Genomic DNA, 20,090 nt, shown 5'->3' with positions numbered 1-20,090 from the left:
TGTGACCGATGCCTCGCTACCTGAGCAGCCCGGTTTGGGCGGTGGTCGCCGGATTGATCGCCCCATTGGTCCTCTCGGCGGTGCTCCTGCCCGCCAGGTCGGGGCTGGCCAACGCCGACGTGGCCCTCATCCTGGTCGTGGTCGTCGTCGCGGTGGCCGCGAGCGGAAACCGCCTGGCGGGGGCGGTGGCGGCGCTGTCGGCCGCCGCGTGGTTCGACTTCTTCTTCACCCGGCCGTACGAGCGGTTCACTATCGACAAGGCCGCCGACGTGAAGACGGCGGCGTTGCTGCTCGTGGTGGGGCTGGTGGTATCCCAGTTGGCCGCCCGGGCCCGCCGCCTGCAGGTGATAGCCGTGACCGACGCCGATTACCTGTCCCGGGTCCACGACGCCGCCGAGCTGACGCAGTCGGCCAAGTCGGCCGATGCCGTGGTCGACCTCGTGAAGAAGCAGCTCGCCGACCTACTGACCCTGCGTGACTGCCGGTTCGAGTACGGGTCCCTGCTCGGCCATCCGCCGCGCCTGGAACAGGACGGCACGGTGACCGTCGGCCGCAGACACTGGGACGTCGAACGGCGTGGCCTGCCGGACGAGGAGATCGAGCTACGCACCTTCGGCAATGGTCACTTCTACGGCCGGTTCATGCTCCGGCCGGCGCCCGGGGCCGCTCCGACGCTCCAGGCCCGTCTCGTCGCCGTCACGCTCGCCGACCAGGCCGGACGTGCCCTCGACACCGCCGAGACGACCAGGGAATGAAGGGCGTGGTTCAGGTCAGCACGATGATCGAGGCGACCGTCCCGGCGTACAGCCCGGCCCAGCAGCCGATGAAGGGCCCGGAGAACCGGCCGGTACGACGTACGGCAATCACGGCGAGGATCGCACCACCGAGTGCGGCGAGCGCTGCGGTCCGGGCGGGGGCGGCCAGGTGCCAGTCGGTGAACGCCATCCCGACCGCGACCGGCAGCATCGACTGAAAGACCATGGCGCCGGTGATGTTGCCCAGGGCGAGTGTGTCCTTGCCCTGCCTGATCCACACCACGCTGTTGATCTTCTCCGGGAGCTCGGTCGCCAGTGGGGCGACCAGGAGCGTCAGGACCAGGGGGTTGACGTCGAGGGCGTGGGCGAGACGCTCGATCACGGTGACGAACAGTTCCGCGCCGCCGACCAGCAGGGCGACGCCCGCGACGGTCTGCGCCAGGATCTGGTAGGTGCGCGGTGGGGCGGCCCTGTCGCGGCTGAAGTACAACGGGCCGGGCAGCTCCTCCTCGCCGCCCTGCCGCCTGGCCCGGGCGATCGTCGTGGCCAGGTACGCCCCGTATGCGGCGACCAGCAGCACCGCGCCGATGACGTGCAGCGGGCGGGATCGGACGTTGCCGATCACGATGGCGATCGACAGCGTGCCGAGGAAGACGAGCAGGTCCCGGCTCATCGCCTTCCGGTCCAGCCGCAGGCCGCTCCCCTGACGTCGCACCCGGTAGAACAGCGCGGCCGCGCCGCACAGCGCCATGGCCAGGGTGCCGAGCAGGAACGGCGCGCCGACGATCGCGCCGATCGCGATCGGGCCACCCTGCTCTCCTCGGATGATCGCGACGATCGGGACGAGGGATTCGGGCATGGCCGTCGCCACGGCCGCCAGCACACTGCCGACCGCGCCATGACCGAGGTCGAGGCGTATCCCCGCCCATTCCACCGCGTTGGTGAACACGAGCGCACCGGCCACCAGCAGGGCGAAGCCGGCCACGAGCAGCACACCGTCGAGCACGAGAGACACCTTTCCACTGTCCGTACCTGAGGCGAGTCGCAATCGCCGGTCAGGGCACGGCGTGTCGAGGATCCTCGATCGGGGTGAGGCGGAAGCGCAGCCGGCAGACGACCGCGTCGGTGTCGCGGCGCAGCGCGTGCGCGAGCACGGCCCCGCGCTGGTTCTGCAGGATCCGCTGCCAGGCGTGCGCCGGTTCGACCTCGGGGATCAGGACGAACACGTGCGACTCGTCGACGCCGCGGACGTACTCGACGATCGGTTCGACCAGGCGACGCCGGTTGTCGTTGACGAGGGTCAGGTTGACGTCCGGGGCCCAGCGTTCCCACGCCTCGATGAAGTTCTTGGTGTCCTCGGGCTCGTCGGGGTGGGTGACGCGCACGGCGACGACCCGGTCGCCGATGGACAGCGCGGCCGACATCGCCTCTTGGGTGAGCCGGTTGACCGCTCCGACGGGGACGATCACGAGGGCGCGGCGGGGGCGCGGACGCGCGGGGACCCGGTTCATCTCGAGCCGCTCCCCGATGCGGTCGTACGTGCGGTGGATGGCCGCCATGAGCGCGACCATCAGCGGCATAGTGGCGACGATCAGCCAGCCGCCCTCGCTGAACTTGGTGGCGGTCACGATGATTGCGGCGAGCGCGGTGAGCAGGGCGCCGAAGCCGTTCAGCGCGGCGCGCGGGCGCCACCCGGCGGGCCGCTTGGTCCACCAGTGCCGGACCATGCCCGCCTGCGACAGGGTGAAGCCGACGAAGACGCCGATGGCGAACAGCGGCACCAGCGTGTTCATGTCGCCGCCGGTGCCGATGAGCAGCAGGGCGGCGGTGGCGGTCAGGAAGGCGATGCCGTAGCGATGGACCTGCCGCTCGGCCCGCAGGGCGAACAGGTGCGGCAGGTTGTTGTCCTTGGCCAGGAGCTGGGCGAGGACGGGCATGCCGCCGAACGAGGTGTTGGCGGCGAGGGCGAGGAGCACGACCGTGGCGAACTGGACGACGTAGTACCCGATCCCGTGCCCGAGGGAGCCGGCGGTGACCTGGGACAGGATCGTGACGCCGTGGACCGGGCGGATGTGGAACCGCACGATGAGCGCGGCGATACCGATCAGCATCAGGCCGAGGATCGCGCCGAGCGCGACCTCCGCGCGCTGGGCCCGTTTGACCCGGGGCCTGCGGAAGGTGGGCACCGCGTTGGCGATGGCCTCGACGCCCGTCAGCGCCGCGCATCCGTTGGCGAACGCCCGCAGCAGCAACAGCACCCCGACGGTCTGCAGGGTGTGCGCCTGCGTGGTGGCGTGCTCGACCGACACGGGGTGGTCCCGGAAGATCCCGACGACGATCACCGCGACGATGGAGAGGACGAAGACCGCGGTCGGCGCGATGAAGAGACGGGCGCTGTGCGCGATGCCCCGCAGGTTGATCGCGGTGACGAGGGCCAGGACCGCCAGGCACAGCCACACCGTGTACGGCAGTAGCGCGGGCACCGCCGAGGTGAGGGCCGCGACGCCCGCCGCGATCGACACCGCCACGTTCAGCACGTAGTCGACGACCAGGGAGGCGGCCGCCACCAGCGCCGGCCTGCGGCCGAGGTAGGCCTTGGAAACCCCGTACGCCCCGCCGCCCTCCGGAAAGGCCGCGATCACCTGCCGGTAGGACAGGGTGAGCACGCCCAGCAGCCCCGCGATGGCCAGGGTGACGGGGACCGTGTAGCCGAGGCCGGCGCCGCCCGCGACGGCCAGGACGATGACGATGGCCTCCGGGCCGTACGCGACCGACGCCATGGCGTCCAGCGACAGCGCGGCGAGCCCGCCGACGACCGACAACCGATGCCGGTCGTCCTCTCCCGGAGACCCGGGCCGGTCGCTGCGTTGGCGCTCGGACAGCAGTGACATGGCAGAACCCTTTAAGGCTGGAAGCGGTAGCCCATTCCGGGCTCGGTGAGCAGGTGCCGCGGATGCGCCGGATCGGACTCCAGCTTGCGGCGCAGCTGGGCCATGTACTGGCGCAGGTAGTTCGTCTTGCGCTCGTACGAGGGTCCCCATACCTCGGTCAGGAGCCAGCGCTGGCTGATCAGTTTGCCCGGGTTGCACAGCAGGATCTCCACCAGCCGCCACTGGGTGGGCGTGAGATGGACGTCGGGCGTGATCGTCTTGGCGGCCAGATCGACGAGGTGGTCGCCGATCTGGACGGTCGGCACCGGGGCCGCGGAGCCCGTACGGCGGCTGACGGCGCGGATGCGGGCGAGCAGTTCGTCCATGCCGAAGGGCTTGGTGACGTAGTCGTCGGCTCCGGCGTCCAATGCCGTGATCTTGTCGTCGGCGCCGCTGCGCCCGGACAGCACGATGATCGGCACCCGGCTCCAGCCGCGCAGCCCGTGGATGACGTCGACGCCGTCCAGGTCCGGCAGTCCCAGGTCCAGGACCACGACGTCGGGATGCCAGTCGGTGGCCCGTCGCAGCGCGTCGCTGCCGTCGGCGGCGGTCGCCACCTCGTACTGGCGGGCACGCAGGTTGAGCGTGAGCGCACGGGCGATCTGTGGTTCGTCGTCGACGACGAGGACACGCGTCACCGGCTCCGCCTTTCCCGTAGCGCGTCGACATGCGAGGTGAGGACCGGATCGGCCAGGTCGGGAGGGGCGACGGGCAGTGTGACGATCATGGTGAGGCCTCCTCCGGGCGTCTCTTCGGGGGTCACGGTGCCGTCCATCGCCTCCACCAGGCCGCGGGACAGCGCCAGGCCGAGCCCGACGCCGGTTCCGTTGTCCCGGTCGCCGAGCCGTTGGAAGGGCTGGAAGACGCGGTCGCGGTCGGCCGGCGGGATCCCGGGTCCTCGGTCGATGACCCGGAGTTCGAGGTGGCCGGCGTGGGCGCTGGCCGTGATGAGCACCGGCTCGCCGGGTGGGCTGTGGTGCACCGCGTTGGAGATGAGGTTGACCAGGACCCGCTCCAGCAGGACCGGGTCGGCCAGTGCCTCGGTCAGGTCGTCGGGGATCTGAAGCCGTACGTCGGGGGCGTCGAGCTCGTCGACGGCGTACGGGACGATCTCCTGGACGGCGACGGGCTGGGCGGACACGCCGAGGGCTCCGGCCTGCAGGCGGCTCATGTCGAGGAGGTTGGCGACGAGGCGGTCGAGCCGTACGAGGGATTCGTCGGCGGTTTCGAGCAGTTCGTCTTGTTCCTCGTCGGACCAGGAGACGTCGTCGGCGCGCAGGCTCTCGACTGCGGCCTTGGCGGAGGCCAGCGGGGAGCGCAGGTCGTGGCTGACCGCCGTGAGCAGCGCGGTCCGGAGCCGGTCGGCCTCGGCCAGCGGGCGGGCCTGCTCGGCCTCCTCGCTGAGGCGCTGCTGGCGCAGCGCGACGGCGGCCTGGGCGGCGAACGCCTCGAGCACGCGCCGGTCGGTCGCCGACGGGGTCCGGCCGCGCAGGACGAGTGCCAGGTCGTCGTCGACCGGAATGTCGGCGTCCCCGTCGTCGGGCGTGCAGGTCGGTTCGCCGCCGACGGTGGCGATGATCCGCCAGCAGTCCGGGTCGCGCTGGCGGTTCGGGGTCAGCGGCGCCTCCGGGCGGCGTTCCAGCAGCGTCACCGACGTGAGGGCGAAGGTGACCCGGAGGTGTTCCAGCAGGTCGTTCAGTGCGCCGTGGTGGCGTCCGTCGGCGTCCCAGCCGCGCAGGACACTGCCGGCCAGGTCGGACAGCAGTTCGGCGTCCGCGCTCGCCCGCGCCGCCTCGCGGGTCCGCCGGGCCGCGATCTCCACCACGACGCTGACCGCGATTCCCACGAGGACGTACGCGACGAGCGCGAGGACGTTCTCATGCTGGTTGATCGTGAACTTGTAGAGCGGCGGGGTGAAGTAGTAGTTGAGCAGCATTGAGCCGAGGACGGCGGCGAACAGCGCCGGGTAGATGCCGCCGGCGAGGGCGACGCCGACCACCGCGACGAGGAAGAGCAGGATGTCGCTGGGCAGGGAGAGCTGCCCGCGCAGACTCGCCAGCAGCAGCGTGAGAAGCGGCAGGCCGGCGCCTGCCAGGACGAACCCGGCGGCCTGACGGCGCCGGGTGAGCCCGCCGGCGCGACGGGTGCGGAGCCGGGGCTTGTTCACCTCTTCGTGGGTGACCAAGTGGACGTCGATCGGCCCGGACAGCGCCGTGGTGGTGACGCCGACGCCGCGGGAGAACAGCTGCGCGAACCGGCCGCGCCGGGACGCGCCGAGGACGAGCTGGGTGGCGTTGACGCCGCGGGCGAAGTCGAGCAGGGCGTTCGGGACGTCGTCGCCGACGACCTGGTGGTAGGTGCCGCCCAGGCTCTCGACGAGCGCCCGCTGGCGGGCCAGGTTGGCGGGGTTCGCGCCGGTCAGCCCGTCGCCGGTGGTGACGTGGACGGCGAACAGGTCGGCGCCCTTGGCCCGGTCGGCGATGCGGGCGGCCCGCCGGACGAGGGTGTCGCCCTCGGGGCCGCCGGTGAGTGCGACGACGACGCGTTCCCGCGCCTCCCACGTCGTGTGGATGTCGTGGTCGGCGCGGTACCGGTCGAGCTGGTCGTCGACCTTGTCGGCCAGCCACAGCAGGGCCAGTTCGCGCAGCGCGGTGAGGTTGCCGACGCGGAAGTAGTTGGCGAGCGCGGCGTCGATCTTCTCCGGCTGGTAGACGTTGCCGTGCGCCATCCGGCGGCGCAGCGCCTCGGGCGCCATGTCGACCAGCTCGACCTGGTCGGCGCGCCGGACGACCTCGTCGGGCACGGTCTCCCGCTGGGGGATGCCGGTGATCTGCTCGACGACGTCGTTGACCGAGTCGAGGTGCTGGACGTTGACCGTGGTGATCACGTCGATGCCGGCCTCGAGGATCTCCTCGATGTCCTGCCATCGCTTCTCGTTGCGGGATCCCGGGATGTTCGTGTGCGCGAGCTCGTCGATCAGCGCGACCCTGGGGGCGCGGGCGATGACGGCGTCGGCGTCGAGCTCGGTGAACGTCGTCTCCCGGTACTCCATGGTCTTGCGAGGAACGGTCTCCAGGCCGTCGAGGAGCTCGACGGTGCGGGGCCGGCCGTGGCACTCGACGTAGCCGACGACCACGTCGGTGCCGCGATCGCGCCGCCGGTGCGCCTCGGACAGCATGGCGTAGGTCTTACCGACACCCGGCGCGGCGCCGAGGTAGACGCGCAAGCGCCCCCGGGTCATCTCGCCTCACCTCCTCGTCTGCGGGGGGACGGCGTGCCGTGCGCTCCCACGCACGGCACGCCGGAAGACCCTCCGTCATCCACGGAACGGGTACTTCTTGTCGAGCTCGACGTTGAGCTGCAGGACGTTGACGCGGGCCTCGCCGATGAAGCCGAGCGTCCGGCCGTCCTCGTTGTCCTTGATCGCGGACAGGACCTGCGCCACGGCGATGCGGCGGGCCTTCGCGATCCGGGGGGCCTGCAGCCGGGCGTAGGCCGGGGAGATGTTCGGGTCGAGCCCGCTGCCGCTGGCGGTGACCGCGTCCGCGGGCACCTCCGGCTGCGCCGGTGCTCTGCCCCGGATCGGCGTGATCTCGCCCGCGGAGTAGTCCGCTCCGGCCTTGGCGCACTCGACGGCGACGCCCTTGTACGTGGCGAGGAACGGCTTGGTCACGACGCCGCACTGTTCGTTGACGCTGACGACGCGGGTGGGCCGGGTCACGTGGCCCGAGCGGTCGCGGGGGCCGATGACCGACAGGACCGCGCCGACGCCGCCCGGTGTGCAGAACGGGCGGGCGCCGCTGACGCCCTCGAGTTCGCCGACCGCGTTGCTGCGAGAGCAGACCTGGGTGAGCAGGCTGTCCCGGGCGGTCTTGGCGGTGATCTCGTCCGCCTTCTTGGCCGGGTTCTTCGGGAGGGTGTCGACGATGTCCTCCGGGCCGAGGTTGCTCGCGGCCGTGGAGGTCGGGTCGTAGCCGGTCCCGGCGTTGGACGGGCGGCTCTGGACGTACTGCTTGAGCGGGTTGCCGTCCTTGTCGGTGAAGGCCTGGCCGATGAGCCGGCTGCCGACGACCTTGCCGTCCGCGCCCTTGATCATCGATCCTTCGGCCCGGTCGTGCAGGCCGGGGATGAAGGCGACGGCCCAGACCGCGAGCGGATAGATCACCCCTGTGATCACCGTCAGGACGAGCAGGGCGCGGACCGCGGCGAGATGCTGGCGGATCCAGATGGGCAGGCGCATGTCAGGACATCCCCGGAAGGAACATGATGAGTAGATCGATGAGCTTGATGCCGATGAACGGCGCGATGATGCCGCCGAGCCCGTAGACGTACAGGTTGCGGGACAGCAGCTTGGACGCGCTGCTCGGGCGGTACTTCACGCCACGCAGGGCGAGCGGGATCAACGCGATGATGATGATCGCGTTGAAGATGACGGCCGACAGGATCGCGGACTGCGGGCTGTGCAGCCGCATGATGTTGAGCTTGTCGAGCCCGGGGTACACCGCCGCGAACATCGCGGGGATGATCGCGAAGTACTTGGCGATGTCGTTGGCGATCGAGAAGGTCGTCAGCGCGCCTCGGGTGATCAGCAGCTGCTTGCCGATCTCGACGATCTCGATGAGCTTCGTCGGGTTGGAATCGAGGTCGACCATGTTGCCGGCCTCCTTGGCGGCCGACGTACCGGTGTTCATGGCGACGCCGACGTCGGCCTGGGCGAGCGCGGGCGCGTCGTTGGTGCCGTCGCCGGTCATCGCGACGAGCTTGCCGCCCGCCTGCTCCTTCTTGATCAGCGCCATCTTGTCCTCGGGCTTGGCCTCGGCGAGGAAGTCGTCCACGCCGGCCTCGTCCGCGATGGCCTTGGCCGTCAGCGGGTTGTCACCCGTGATCATGACGGTGCGGATGCCCATGCGGCGCATCTCGTCGAAGCGCTCGCGCATGCCTTCCTTGACGACGTCCTTCAGGTGGATGACGCCGAGGACGTGGGCCGTCGTCGCGCCGTTGTCACGGACGACCTCGCCGACCACGAGGGGCGTGCCACCACTGGCCGAGATCCCGTCCACGATGTGGCCGACCTCGTCCGTCGGGTGACCGCCGTTGTCGCGGACCCACTTCATCACCGCGGTCGCCGCGCCCTTGCGCAGCATCCGGTCCCGGCCCGGCGTACCGTCGCCGTCCAGGTCGACCCCGGACATCCGGGTCTGGGCGGTGAACTCGATCCAGGTCGCGTGGGACAGTTCGCCCGGCGTGCGCTCCCGCAGGCCGTACGTGGTCTTGGCGAACACGACGATCGAGCGGCCCTCCGGCGTCTCGTCGGCGAGGCTGGACAGCTGGGCCGCGTCGGCGAGCGTCTGCTCGCTCACGCCGTCCACCGGGGTGAACTCGGCGGCCTGCCGGTTGCCCAGCGTGATGGTGCCGGTCTTGTCGAGCAGCAGGGTGTTGACGTCGCCGGCCGCCTCGACGGCACGGCCGCTCATCGCGAGGACGTTGCGCTGGACGAGCCGGTCCATGCCGGCGATGCCGATCGCGCTCAGCAGCGCGCCGATCGTCGTCGGGATGAGGCAGACCAGCAGCGAGACCATGACGATGCCGGTGACGCCGTGCATGTTCAGCGCGAGCGAGTCCGCCACGCCGGGCTGGTTCGCCTTGGAGAAGATCGCCAGCGGCTGCAGCGTCGCGACCGCCATCACGAAGATGATCGTCAGCGAGGCGAGCAGGATGTTGAGGGCGATCTCATTCGGGGTCTTCTGCCGGTTGGCGCCCTCGACCAACGCGATCATCTTGTCGATGAAGCTCTCGCCGGGCTTCTGGGTGATCTTGACGATGATCTGGTCGGACAGCACCTTGGTGCCGCCGGTGACCGCGGACCGGTCACCACCGGACTCGCGGATGACCGGTGCCGACTCCCCGGTGATGGCCGACTCGTCGACGCTGGCGATGCCCTCGACGACGTCCCCGTCGCCGGGGATGATCTGCCCGGCCTCGACGATCACGTGGTCGCCCTGCTGGAGCTGCGGCGCGGGCACCGACTCCTCCCGGATCGGGCTCCCGGCCGTCCAGTCGATCAGGCGGCGGGCCATCGTGTCGGTCTTGGCCTTACGCAGCGTGTCGGCCTGGGCCTTGCCCCGGCCCTCGGCGACCGCCTCCGCCAGGTTGGCGAAGATCACGGTCAACCAGAGCCAGGCCACGATCAGCCAGGCGAACCAGCTGGGCTCGGCGAACGCCAGGATCGTCGACCATACGGCGCCGATCTCGACGATGAACATGACCGGGTTGCGCCACATCGTGCGCGGATCCAGCTTCTTGGCGGCGTCCGGCAGCGACGTGAGCAGCTGCTTGGGATCCAGGAGACCGCCCTGGACACGGCCGCCCGATGGCTTCGGCGGCTCCGGAGCCTTGGAGGGAGCTTCAGTGACCTGTGCGGACATCAGTGGATTCCTTCGGCCAACGGCCCGAGCGCGAGCGCCGGGAGGAACGTCAGGGCGACGAGGACCACCGTCACGCCGGCGACCATGCCGACGAACTGCGGACGGTGGGTGGGCAGGGTGCCCTCCGACGCGGGGGTGTGCCCCTGGCGGGCGAGAGACCCGGCCAGACCCAACACGAAGATCATCGGCAGGAACCGCCCGAACACCATCGCGAGGCCCAACGCGGTGTCGTACCAGGTCGTGTTGACCGTGATCCCGCCGAACGCCGACCCGTTGTTGTTGGACGCCGACGTGAACGCGTACAGCACCTCGCCGAGCCCGTGCGGGCCGCTGTTCGCCATGCCCGCCCGCTCACCGGGCAGTGCCATCGCGAAAGCGGTGCCCACGAGCACGCAGATCGGGGTGATCAGGAAGTAGGTCGCCGCGAACTTGATTTCACGGCTGCTGATCTTCTTGCCCAGGTACTCGGGCGTACGGCCGACCATCAGCCCGGCGACGAACACCGTGATCACCGCGAGGACCAGCATGCCGTACAGGCCGGAGCCCGTCCCGCCGGGCGCGACCTCGCCGAGCATCATGTTGAACATCGTCATCATGCCGCCGAGGCTGGTGTAGCTGTCGTGGAACGAATCCACCGCGCCGGTCGAGGTCAGGGTCGTGGCGTCCGCGAACGTCGCGGAGTTCGCCACGCCGAACCGCGTCTCCACGCCCTCCATGGAGGAGCCGATGGCGGTCGGCACCGTGCCGTGGTGGGCGAGCTGGAAGAAGGACAGCAGCGTCACGCTGATGATGGCGAGGGAGGCCATCACCGCGACGATCGCGTAGCCCTGCTTGTTGTTGCCGACCATCCGGCCGAACGTCCGGGGGAGGCTGAAGCTGACCACCAGCAGGAGGAAGATCTCCAGCCAGTTGGTCCACACCGTCGGGTTCTCGAACGGGTGCGACGAATTCGCGTTGTAGAACCCGCCGCCGTTGGTGCCGAACTCCTTGATGACCTCCTGGCTGGCCACCGGACCGCCGGTGATCGACTGCTTCGCGCCGGCCAGGGTCTGGATCGTGTGCGGGTCGTGGAAGTTCTGCACCGCACCGCCGATGATCAGGATGATCGCGCCGACGAAGGCGACGGGCAGCAGGATCCGCAGGGTGCCGCGGACCAGGTCCACCCAGAAGTTGCCGAGGTGCTCGGTCTTCTTGCGGGCGAAGCCGCGGACGAGCGCGATCGCGACGGCGATGCCGACGGCCGCGGAGACGAAGTTCTGCACGGCCAGGCCGGCCATCTGCACCAGGTGGCCCATCGTCGACTCACCCGAGTACGACTGCCAGTTGGTGTTGGTGGTGAAGCTGATCGCGGTGTTCCACGCCTGGTGCGTCATCACCGGCTTGAAACCCAGGCTGAGCATGAGGTGGTTCTGCAACCGCTGGAATCCGTACAGGAACAGCACGGACACCGCGGAGAACGCCAGCACGCTCCGGGCGTAGGAGCCCCACGTCTGCTCGGCCTCCGGGTGGGCCCCGATCAGCCGGTAGACGACGCGTTCGACCCTCGAGTGCTTCGTACCGGAGTACACCCGGTACATGTAGTCGCCCAGCGGCCGGTAGGCCAGGGCCAGAGCGAGCACGAGGGATCCCGTGAACAGGACCCCCGCGACCGTCATGCTCATCAAAAACGCTCCGGGAACAGTAGGGCGGCCGCGAGGAAGACGATCAGGAGGACGGACAGGATCAGTCCGACCACGTTCTCCAGGCTCAAAGCCGCTCGACCGCCTTCACGACCAGGCCGAACAGGGCGAAGATCGCCACTGTCAGCAGGATGTACACCAGGTCAGCCATTTGTTTCGGTTCCTCTATTCGATCTACGGGGACGACCCCGTCTCGCCGGGCGCCGCCGGGGGCGCGGACTCGATCAGGCCGTCGGTCCCCCGCGGTCCGTTCGCTCAAGGCCGGAATCGTGGAAGTGGAAGTCGACCCAGACCGGGTCGGCTCGCCGATAACGGCGTCTGGCATCGACCACCGCGTGGACGATGGCCGCCAGGGCTCCGGTGAAGACGAGCACCGCGGCCCGGAGGAGGTCGTCACTTCCCGTGACCTCGATGTGTCCGAGCCGGTCGACGTCGAAGCCGGTGACGCACAGCCATGCGATTGCGCCGATCGCGGTGCCGACGATGATCCGGCTGCGCCACGCCCAGGCCGCGACGACCACGGCGACCGCCGCGCACGCGGCCTGCCACGGCAGACCGGCCAGCACGACGGCCAACGCGAAGACGCAGGCGCTCCCGCCGGCCAGTGACCAGGCGGAGATCTCCAGGCGCGTCATCGCATCCTCCTCAGGCATGCCCGGCGGCATGCCCGCCGGTTCCCCCCTGTGTCAGGGGGCTTACGGCAGGAGTAAACGCCTCGTTTGAGGGGTTTCGGCCCTCATTGACGGAGCCTTAGCGCGCCCCCTCCGCGCCTTAACGCATCCCTAACGACCCGCCGGAACGGCGAGTTCGGCGCGTGTCTTCTCCGGTCCACCGCCGCCGTCGCGGCACCGGCCGCAGGGCAGGTCCGACGATCCTCGCGTCATGCGGACGCGCGACCGGTCGTACGGCGGTGGCCGCGTTAGGAAGGCGTTAAGAGCCGCCGTGTCCCCGTTACGGCGACGTCAAGGGGCTTGTCTTCCAGCCCGACCGGTATTGGACTCGGAGACGCCTCAATCGACACGTCCGTGGTCGACCACTGCGGGGGCGTCGCCGGCCGCACCGTTCCCGACCCGCCGCTCCCTGCCCGCCCGGAAACGCGTCATGCGCGTCGGATGACGGGGACGGCCGTAGGCGCCCCTTCCCCGAAAAGGCCTCCGGCCACAGGTTCTCCCCTCCGGAAAGCCTGCGGTCGGAGGCCTCCTCCCATCGGCCTGGGCGACGGAATCCGGGGAACCCGTCAGTGCGACTCGCGGGCGACGGCGTCGCCCGAAGAGCCGACGAGGAAGTCGAGATCGGCGCCGGTGTCCGCGCCCATCACGGTGTCGACGTACAGCCGCTCCCAGCCACGGCGCGGCCGGGCCAGCCCGTCCAGCAGGGCTTTCGAGGGTTCCCGCCGGTCGAGCTCCTCGTGCGGGATGTCGACGTCGATGCGGCGGTTCTCGACGTCCAGGACGATCGGGTCGCCGGTCCGGACCCGGTCCAGCGGGCCGCCCGCCGCCGCCTCGGGCGCGACGTGCAGGACGACCGTGCCGTACGCCGTGCCGCTCATGCGGCCGTCGCAGACGCGGACCATGTCGCGGACGCCCTGCTTGAGCAGCTTCTCGGGCAGCGGCATGTTCGAGACCTCCGGCATGCCGGGGTAGCCCTTCGGGCCGCAGCCGCGCAGCACGAGCACGGAGTCGGCGTCGACGTCCAGGTCCGGGTCGTCGAGGCGGGCGTGCAGATTCTCGATCGAGTCGAACACCACGGCACGCCCACGGTGGCGCATCAGGTGCGGGGAGGCCGCCGCGGGCTTGATGATGGCGCCGTCGGGCGCGAGGTTGCCGCGCAGGACGGCGATCCCGGCGGCGGCCTGCAGGGGCGCCTCCCTGGTGCGGATGACCTCCGGGTCCCAGATGTCGGCGCCGTCGAGGTGATCGACGAGCGGGCGGCCGGTGACGGTGAGCGCGGCCGGGTCGAGGAGGTCCTGGACCTGACGGAGGACGGCGTGCAGCCCGCCCGCGCGGTGGAAGTCCTCCATCAGGAACCGGCCGGCGGGCTGGAGGTCGACGAGCAGCGGCACCTCCGCGCCGATCCGGTCGAAGTCGTCCAGGGTGAGCGGGACGCCGAGCCGGCGATCGCCAGCAGGTGGACGACCGCGTTGGTGGACCCGCCGAGGGCGGCGAGCGCGACGATCGCGTTGCGGAACGATCCGGCCGACAGCACGTCGCCGGGCAGGCGTCCCTCGCGGACCATCTCCACGGCCAGCCGGCCGGTCTCGTGCGACCGGGCGAGCAGGCGGCTGTCCGGGGCGGGCAGGCCCGCCGTGCCGGGCACGGTGGTGCCGAGCGCCTCGGCGAGCAGGCCCATCGTGGACGCGGTGCCCATCGTGTTGCAGTGACCCCGGCTGCGGATCATGCAGGACTCGGACTCCAGGAAGTCCCGCTCGGACAGCTCCCCGGCGCGTACCTCCTCGCTGAGCCGCCAGACGTCGGTGCCGCAGCCCAGCGGCACCCCGCGGAACGTGCCGGACAGCATCGGCCCACCTGGCACGACCACGGCGGGCAGGCCGACCGACGCCGCCGCCATCAGCAGGGACGGGATCGTCTTGTCGCACCCGCCGAGCAGGACCACGCCGTCGACGGGGTTGCCGCGCAGCATCTCCTCGGTGGCCATCGCGGCCATGTTGCGCCACAGCATCGCGGTCGGCCGCAGCTGTGTCTCGCCGAGGGAGACGACGGGCAGGTTCAGCGGGACGCCCCCGGCCTCCCACACCCCCTGCTTGACGCTCTCGGCCACCTCGTCCAGGTGGCTGTTGCAGGGGGTCAGGTCCGAGGCGGTGTTGGCGATGGCGATCTGCGGGCGTCCCTCGAAGGCATGGCCCGGCAGGCCCCGGCGCATCCAGGCCCGGTGGATGTAGGCGTTGCGGTCCTGACCCGAATACCACTGGGAGCTGCGCAGATCGGACAAGATTCCATCCTTCGAACGAGTGTCTCCAGTGAAGGGAATCACATGTCCCGCCGCCACCGCCGTGGGCCATCTCACTCGGCGGACACGGGAATCCGGGGTACGGGCCGCTCCGCCTCCTCCCGGAGGCCGAACCGGGCGTGCAGGCGGCGCAGCGGACCGGGGGCCCACCAGGTGGCGCGCCCGCCGAGGCGCATGGCGGCGGGGAGCAGCGCACCCCGGATGAGCGTGGCGTCCATCAGCACCGCCAGCGGCAGCCCCACCCCGAACGCCTTCATGTACGTGATGCCCGACGCGGTGAAGGCGAGGAACACGAGCGAGATCAGCACCGCCGCGGCGGTCACGATGCGGCCGATGCGCTCGAGGCCGACGGCGACGGCCGCGGTGGCCGAGCCGCCGCGCTCGTACTCCTCCCGGATCCGCGAGAGCAGGAACACCTGATAGTCCATCGCCAGGCCGAAGGCGAGCGCGAAGAGCATCACCGGAATCGTCGCCGCGATGTCGCCGGTGACGACGAACCCGCCCAGCAGCCCGTTCAGGTGGCCGTCCTGGAAGATCCAGACCAGCGCCCCGAAGGTCGCGGTCATGCTCAGCGCGCTGAGGACGAGGGCGAGCAGCGGCAGCACGAGGCTCCCCGTCAGGAGGAACAGCAGCACGACCATGACCAGCGCCACCGCACCGACCGCGTACGGCAGGCGGTCCCGCAGCGCGGCCGTGGCGTCGACGTTCACCGCCGCGGTTCCGCCGACCATGACGCCGAACGGCGCCGGGACCGCGCGAACGTCCCGCACGAGACGACCGGCGTCGCCGGACCCCGGCACCACGGACAGGTAGACGGACCCGCCGGCGGCGAACCCCGGGCGCCCCGGAGAGACCTGGGCACCGCGGGCGTACCCCCCGGTGAGCGTGTCCACCCGGACCACGTTCGGCAGCCGCGACAGCCTGACGGCGTACGAGGCGAGCGCGGTCCGGTCGCGGGACGGACGCGCCACGACGACCTGGAGGGCGTCCTGCTCGGCCGACCCGAACTCGCTCCGCACCGCGGTCGCGACCTGACGGGCCGACGACGAGGCCGGCATGACCCGTTCGTCCGGGAAGCCGAGCTTGATGCCGAGGAACGGGGAGCCGAGCAGCAGCAGGGCCGCCGTGACGGCCGTCGCGATCGGCACCGGACGCCGCATGACGAACGAGGCCAGACGATGCCAGAAGCCCGCCCCGTCGGCCCGGACCGGACCACGACCCGGGCCGACGCGCGCCCCGAAGACCGCCAGCAGCGCGGGCAGGACGGTGAGCGAGACGGCCGCGGCGAGCAGCGCCGTCGTCACGCCGGCGTACGCCAGCGACCGCACCGCCATCAGCGGGAACAGCGCCAGGCCGCCCAGAGCGACGGCGACCGTGATCGCCGAGAACGCCACGGTCCGCCCGGCGGAGGTCATCGTCGCGCGGATGGCCTCACGGGGTTCGCGCCCCCGCCCCAGTTCCTCCCGGTACCGGCTGACGATCAGCAGGCTGTAGTCGATCGCCAGACCGAGGCCGAGCAGCGTCACTGCGTTCACCGCCAGGACCGACAGATCGGTGACGCTCGCCAGCGCCCACATCAGCCCCATACCGAGCAGCATGGTCACGAACGCGACGGCCAACGGCAGCAGCGCGGCCACGACGCTGCCGAAGACGAGCACGAGCGCCACGAGCGTCACCGGGAAGACGATCATCTCGCCGGTCTCGGCGTCCTTCTGGCTCTGCCGGTTCATCTCGTGCTGAAGCATCGCGTACCCGCCGACCTTCACCTCCAGCCCGTCGCTGGTGCCCGCGTAACGCTCCGCCAGCCGGGCCACGCGCTTGTCGACGGCCGTGTCGTCACCGTTGATCGTCGCCAGGACGAGCGCCTTGTCGCCCTTGGCGCCGCGCAGCTGCGGCGCGTGCCCGGAGTTCCAGTAGGAGGTGACGTTCGCGACCCCCGGCTCGGCCGCGAGCCGCCGGCCGAGCGCCGCGCCGGCGGCGTCCCGTGCGTCGACGCCACCCGCGGCGGTCACCAGCAGCACGAGGTTCGGCCGCCCCTGCCCGAACACGTCGCGCAGCGCCGTCGCCGCACGGCCCGACTCGGCGCCCGGATCGTCGAACCCGCCGCCCTTCGTCCGCTCGAACAGCGTGGCCGCCGCCACCCCGCCGATCAGTGCCAGCACCAGTGCCACGACGAGCACCGCCCGGCGCCGCCGCAGGACCGTGCCCGCGAGTCTCTTCAGCATCTGTTCTTTCTCCTCTGGTGATGCGGTCCGCACGTAGGAGAAAGAAGGGGCTGCCGATGTGACATGGGGAGACCGATGTCACATCCAGGCCGTCCCGCGCGTCCTACAGGCTGGACCGAAAGGAGGTGCGCGGATGAGCGACCCGCTCGACGCGGCGACGGCCGAGTTCGCCCGGCATCGGGAGATGCTCTTCGCGATCGTCTACAACCTGCTCGGCACCGTCTCCGACACGGAGGACGTGCTGCAGGAGACGTGGCTGTCGTGGAGCTCGGCGCGGGGAGAGCACATCGGTGACGTACGGGCCTACCTCGCGCGCATCGCCGTCAACGCGGCGCTGTCCCGGCTGCGGCGGGCCCGGCACGAGGCGTACGTGGGACCGTGGCTGCCCGAGCCGGTGGTCACGGACACCGCCGACGACGTCGTACGGGCCGACACCGTGTCTCTTGGGCTGCTCGTCGTCCTGGAGACGCTCTCTCCCCTGGAACGGGCCGTCTTCGTGCTCCGGGAGTCGTTCGGCTACGAACACGCCGAGATCGCCGAGATGCTCGGCCGCAGCCCGGCCGCCGTACGCCAGCTCGCGCACCGCGCCCGCGAGCACGTACACGCCCGCCGCCCCCGCTACTCGCCCGCACCCGCCGTACGGCGGAAGGTGACCGAGCGGTTCCTGGCCGCCGCGGCCGGCGGGGACCTGACCGCGCTGCTGGAGGTGCTCGCCCCCGACGTCACGCTGTGGACCGACGGCGGCGGCACGCACCGGGCGGCGCACCGCCCCGTCCTGGGACGCGACAAGGTCGGCCGGCTGCTCGCGGCGGTCGCCTCGGAGCTCCCCGCCGACCTCGACATCCGCCATCTCACCCTGAACGGCGAGCCTGCGGTGGCGCTGGTCGACGGCGACCGGCTGTTCGCCGTCGGGGTCATCGAGGTGAGTCCCGAGGACGGCCTGGTACGGAACATCTACGGCCTGATCAATCCGGCGAAGCTGACGGGCGTGGCCGACGCCCTGGGGTTGGCCACGGAGGCGCGTTAGCGGCTACGTCCACCGGCCCGGACGGGGATCGTCCCCGGTCAGGCGTCGCCCCACAGCCGTCGTACGGTCTCGAAGACCTTCTGGTTGTGGGAGATCTCGACGACGTTGCCGTCGGGGTCCTTGAGGGCGCAGATGTAGCCGACCGGGCCGGGCATGTCGCGCGGCTCCCAGTGCAGGCATCCGAGCTCGCGGGCACGGTCGGCGAGCGCGTCGACGTCCTCCCGCCGGGGCACCTCGATGCCCAGGTGCGCGAACGGGGCCAGCAGCCCCAGTCTGGAGCCCTTGTCCGCATTGAACGACACGAGCACGAGCACGAACGGCGTCTCGACCTGCTTGTCGTTGGACAGCCACGCGCTCTCGCCGACGTCGTCCCTGAACCGCTCGACCACCACGAGAGGCGTCAGCGCCGTGTAGAACTCGATCGCCTTGTCGAGATCCCCCGTCGGCAGCGCGACATGCGTCCAGCGAGCCTGCGTCAGAGCCGTCCCCATAGGGTCCTCCCGAGCACCGTGGCGAACGTGACCGTCCCCCTCAGGCTACGAACCCGTCCGTTCCCGGTCCACGCCGCGCCTCCCTCCGACCAGCCGGGCGGGGTCGAAGCTCAGTGCGAACGGCTCCGGCAGCTTGAGCGTCTCCCCCGCGTGGGCGTCGGCCACCTCGGCGTACCCTCGGCCGCGCAGTTCGTAGACCCGTACCCGTGGAAGGCGGGAAAGCTCCAGCTCCATGTAGTACGGAATGCCGCCGTCGGCGTAGCGCTGCGGCTTCCACGCCCGTTCGAAGCCGGCGTCGCCCGAATCGAGGATCTCCGCGACCAGAAGAATGTCCTTGGGCTCGAGGTACCGGCCGTCCGGGGCGCAGAGCTCCTCCGACGTCGCCACGAGCACATCCGGGACGAGAAGGTCCGGCCCGATCCGCACATCCGTCGCGTGGACCGCCTCATACTCGCGAGGCACTGCGTCGTCGAGAATGAACATCAGCTGCTTGGCGGCCCACTGGTGCGGGTTCGGGGGGTTGGGGGATTCCACGCGTCTCCCGGCGATGAGCTCTTGGCGCATGCCGTTCTCCGGCAGGGCGAGCAGCTCTTCGATCGTCCAGCTCGTCCGGTAGTGAGCGGGCGGCCTGGCAGGTGCCTCAGTCATCGGTGGATCACCTCCGTACACGTCACGAAGCGTCACTCTATGCATTGAAGTGTTCACAGTGCGGAAAACACGAAATCCCGCCCCGGGCCGTGTGCCAGGGGCGGGATTCGAGGTCGGTCAGCGGACCTCGGTGATCTCTGGCCCGCGCTCAAAAGGGTTGAACGGGGACCTTTCGTCCCCCTCCTCCTCGCCGGCCTGCTCGGCCATCGCCTGCTGCGCCTCGGCGGGCAGGGTCAGCTCGAGCAGCTCGCGGGGCGGCATCGGGGAGTCACCGCGTACGACCACGATGTTGGAGAAGATCTCCTCCATGAGCCGGGCCTGCTCCTCGTCCTGAAGAGCGGCGCCCTGCAGGACACCGCGCAGGAACCAGCGAGGGCCGTCCACGCCCAGGAACCGCACCGGCTGCCAGCCGAAGCCCTGCTCGGCGATCTCCGGCGGCACCTGGTCGAGCATCTCCTCCGGGATGGCGACCGGGACCATGGCGTGCAGCTCGGTGCCGAACGGCCCCTCGGCCTCCTGGGTCTCGCCCTGGGCCTGCTTGATCTCCTCGGCGATCTCCTGGCGGAGCTCGTCCCAGATCCCGCTCTTCTTCGGCGCGGCGAACGGCTGGACCTGCAGGCCGCTCTCACCGTAGACGACGGTGACGGCGACGAACTGGCCGCCGACGGGGTTGCCCTCGGCGTCCTCCTCCACCCCGTCGATGTTCAGCTGGATCTCGATGTTCTCCCCGATGGGCACCTGGATCGCGCCGAAGTCGACACGCTCCACCTCGGGGATCCCGTCCGCCTCGGCGTCCCAGGGGCCGCCGTGGGACACTGCCGCGCGCTCCTCCTGCTCCTCCTCGGATCCGGACTCCTCGGATTCCTCGGCCGCGACGGTCTCCTCGTCGGTCGGCTCGAGGTTCTTCTCGGGCTCCTCGTCCCGACGACGGCGTCGAAACACG

General features: G+C 70.7%; 16 protein-coding genes and 1 pseudogene. 2 read left to right on the top strand and 15 right to left on the bottom strand.

Going from position 1 to position 20,090, the window contains the following annotated elements:
* The first annotated feature begins 8 nt into the window (after positions 1-8).
* Positions 9-755, top strand: coding sequence for a DUF4118 domain-containing protein (locus ACYVF7_RS17215; protein ID WP_460341038.1), 747 nt, complete (start codon positions 9-11; stop codon positions 753-755).
* A gap of 10 nt (positions 756-765) precedes the next feature.
* On the opposite strand, the gene ACYVF7_RS17210 is transcribed toward ACYVF7_RS17215, so the two are convergent.
* The 12 genes and pseudogenes from ACYVF7_RS17210 to ACYVF7_RS17155 form a co-directional block, all read right to left on the bottom strand.
* Positions 766-1,761 carry a sodium:calcium antiporter gene (locus ACYVF7_RS17210; RefSeq protein ID WP_460341035.1) on the bottom strand — a complete coding sequence of 332 codons (996 nt, stop codon included), beginning with the start codon at positions 1,759-1,761 and terminating at the stop codon, positions 766-768.
* A 49-nt stretch (positions 1,762-1,810) separates the two neighbouring features.
* On the bottom strand, positions 1,811-3,646 hold the full coding sequence (locus tag ACYVF7_RS17205; protein WP_460341032.1) for an APC family permease: 1,836 nt from the start codon (positions 3,644-3,646) through the stop codon (positions 1,811-1,813).
* A gap of 11 nt (positions 3,647-3,657) precedes the next feature.
* A complete protein-coding gene (locus tag ACYVF7_RS17200) occupies positions 3,658-4,323 on the bottom strand; it encodes a response regulator (protein WP_460341029.1) in 666 nt (221 codons plus the stop codon).
* A complete protein-coding gene (locus tag ACYVF7_RS17195; protein ID WP_460341026.1) occupies positions 4,320-6,926 on the bottom strand; it encodes an ATP-binding protein in 2,607 nt (868 codons plus the stop codon). The genes ACYVF7_RS17200 and ACYVF7_RS17195 overlap by 4 nt, the downstream gene beginning before the upstream one ends.
* A gap of 75 nt (positions 6,927-7,001) precedes the next feature.
* Complete coding sequence (locus ACYVF7_RS17190) at positions 7,002-7,925, bottom strand: potassium-transporting ATPase subunit C (RefSeq protein WP_460341023.1); 924 nt, start codon at positions 7,923-7,925, stop codon at positions 7,002-7,004.
* 1 nt (position 7,926) lies between these two features.
* On the bottom strand, positions 7,927-10,110 hold the full coding sequence (kdpB, locus tag ACYVF7_RS17185; RefSeq protein WP_460341020.1) for a potassium-transporting ATPase subunit KdpB: 2,184 nt from the start codon (positions 10,108-10,110) through the stop codon (positions 7,927-7,929).
* Positions 10,110-11,771 carry a potassium-transporting ATPase subunit KdpA gene (gene kdpA, locus ACYVF7_RS17180; protein ID WP_460341017.1) on the bottom strand — a complete coding sequence of 554 codons (1,662 nt, stop codon included), beginning with the start codon at positions 11,769-11,771 and terminating at the stop codon, positions 10,110-10,112. Before kdpA ends, kdpB begins: the two co-directional genes overlap by 1 nt.
* Complete coding sequence (gene kdpF, locus ACYVF7_RS17175) at positions 11,771-11,860, bottom strand: K(+)-transporting ATPase subunit F (RefSeq protein ID WP_460341014.1); 90 nt, start codon at positions 11,858-11,860, stop codon at positions 11,771-11,773. The genes kdpA and kdpF overlap by 1 nt, the downstream gene beginning before the upstream one ends.
* A gap of 153 nt (positions 11,861-12,013) precedes the next feature.
* The gene (locus tag ACYVF7_RS17170; protein WP_460341011.1) at positions 12,014-12,424 is read right to left on the bottom strand and encodes a hypothetical protein; all 411 of its coding nucleotides are present in this window, start codon (positions 12,422-12,424) and stop codon (positions 12,014-12,016) included.
* A 602-nt stretch (positions 12,425-13,026) separates the two neighbouring features.
* Positions 13,027-13,620 (bottom strand): hypothetical protein, encoded by a 594-nt coding sequence (locus ACYVF7_RS17165; protein WP_460357961.1) that lies wholly within the window; start codon positions 13,618-13,620, stop codon positions 13,027-13,029.
* 147 nt (positions 13,621-13,767) lie between these two features.
* Positions 13,768-14,669: pseudogene (locus tag ACYVF7_RS17160) on the bottom strand (dihydroxy-acid dehydratase domain-containing protein); the annotation flags it as partial.
* 140 nt (positions 14,670-14,809) lie between these two features.
* Complete coding sequence (locus ACYVF7_RS17155) at positions 14,810-16,981, bottom strand: MMPL family transporter (protein WP_460341008.1); 2,172 nt, start codon at positions 16,979-16,981, stop codon at positions 14,810-14,812.
* Between the two features lie 133 nt (positions 16,982-17,114).
* Between ACYVF7_RS17155 and sigJ the strand changes: the two genes are divergently transcribed.
* Positions 17,115-18,008 (top strand): RNA polymerase sigma factor SigJ, encoded by an 894-nt coding sequence (sigJ, locus tag ACYVF7_RS17150; RefSeq protein ID WP_460341005.1) that lies wholly within the window; start codon positions 17,115-17,117, stop codon positions 18,006-18,008.
* Positions 18,009-18,046: 38 nt separating this feature from the next.
* Here sigJ and ACYVF7_RS17145 read toward each other — a convergent pair whose 3' ends face one another.
* The 3 genes from ACYVF7_RS17145 to ACYVF7_RS17135 form a co-directional block, all read right to left on the bottom strand.
* On the bottom strand, positions 18,047-18,499 hold the full coding sequence (locus tag ACYVF7_RS17145; RefSeq protein ID WP_460341002.1) for a VOC family protein: 453 nt from the start codon (positions 18,497-18,499) through the stop codon (positions 18,047-18,049).
* Between the two features lie 45 nt (positions 18,500-18,544).
* A complete protein-coding gene (locus ACYVF7_RS17140; RefSeq protein ID WP_460340999.1) occupies positions 18,545-19,147 on the bottom strand; it encodes a Uma2 family endonuclease in 603 nt (200 codons plus the stop codon).
* Positions 19,148-19,264: 117 nt separating this feature from the next.
* Complete coding sequence (locus tag ACYVF7_RS17135) at positions 19,265-20,089, bottom strand: DUF3710 domain-containing protein (RefSeq protein ID WP_460340996.1); 825 nt, start codon at positions 20,087-20,089, stop codon at positions 19,265-19,267.
* Between the last annotated feature and the right edge of the window lies 1 nt (position 20,090).

This window comes from Actinoallomurus acanthiterrae (genome assembly GCF_054775715.1).
This window is presented reverse-complemented; position numbering and strand designations above follow the sequence as displayed.

What these genes read in the sequence shown, in the direction of transcription:
- ACYVF7_RS17215 (WP_460341038.1), top strand. Translation starts at nt 9, where the DNA reads ATGCCTCGCTACCTGAGCAGCCCGGTTTGGGCGGTGGTCGCCGGATTG.
- sigJ (WP_460341005.1), top strand. Translation starts at nt 17,115, where the DNA reads ATGAGCGACCCGCTCGACGCGGCGACGGCCGAGTTCGCCCGGCATCGG.
- ACYVF7_RS17170 (WP_460341011.1), bottom strand. Translation starts at nt 12,424, where the DNA reads ATGACGCGCCTGGAGATCTCCGCCTGGTCACTGGCCGGCGGGAGCGCC.
- kdpB (WP_460341020.1), bottom strand. Translation starts at nt 10,110, where the DNA reads ATGTCCGCACAGGTCACTGAAGCTCCCTCCAAGGCTCCGGAGCCGCCG.
- kdpA (WP_460341017.1), bottom strand. Translation starts at nt 11,771, where the DNA reads ATGAGCATGACGGTCGCGGGGGTCCTGTTCACGGGATCCCTCGTGCTC.
- ACYVF7_RS17205 (WP_460341032.1), bottom strand. Translation starts at nt 3,646, where the DNA reads ATGTCACTGCTGTCCGAGCGCCAACGCAGCGACCGGCCCGGGTCTCCG.
- ACYVF7_RS17195 (WP_460341026.1), bottom strand. Translation starts at nt 6,926, where the DNA reads ATGACCCGGGGGCGCTTGCGCGTCTACCTCGGCGCCGCGCCGGGTGTC.
- ACYVF7_RS17155 (WP_460341008.1), bottom strand. Translation starts at nt 16,981, where the DNA reads ATGCTGAAGAGACTCGCGGGCACGGTCCTGCGGCGGCGCCGGGCGGTG.
- ACYVF7_RS17140 (WP_460340999.1), bottom strand. Translation starts at nt 19,147, where the DNA reads ATGACTGAGGCACCTGCCAGGCCGCCCGCTCACTACCGGACGAGCTGG.
- ACYVF7_RS17190 (WP_460341023.1), bottom strand. Translation starts at nt 7,925, where the DNA reads ATGCGCCTGCCCATCTGGATCCGCCAGCATCTCGCCGCGGTCCGCGCC.
- ACYVF7_RS17145 (WP_460341002.1), bottom strand. Translation starts at nt 18,499, where the DNA reads ATGGGGACGGCTCTGACGCAGGCTCGCTGGACGCATGTCGCGCTGCCG.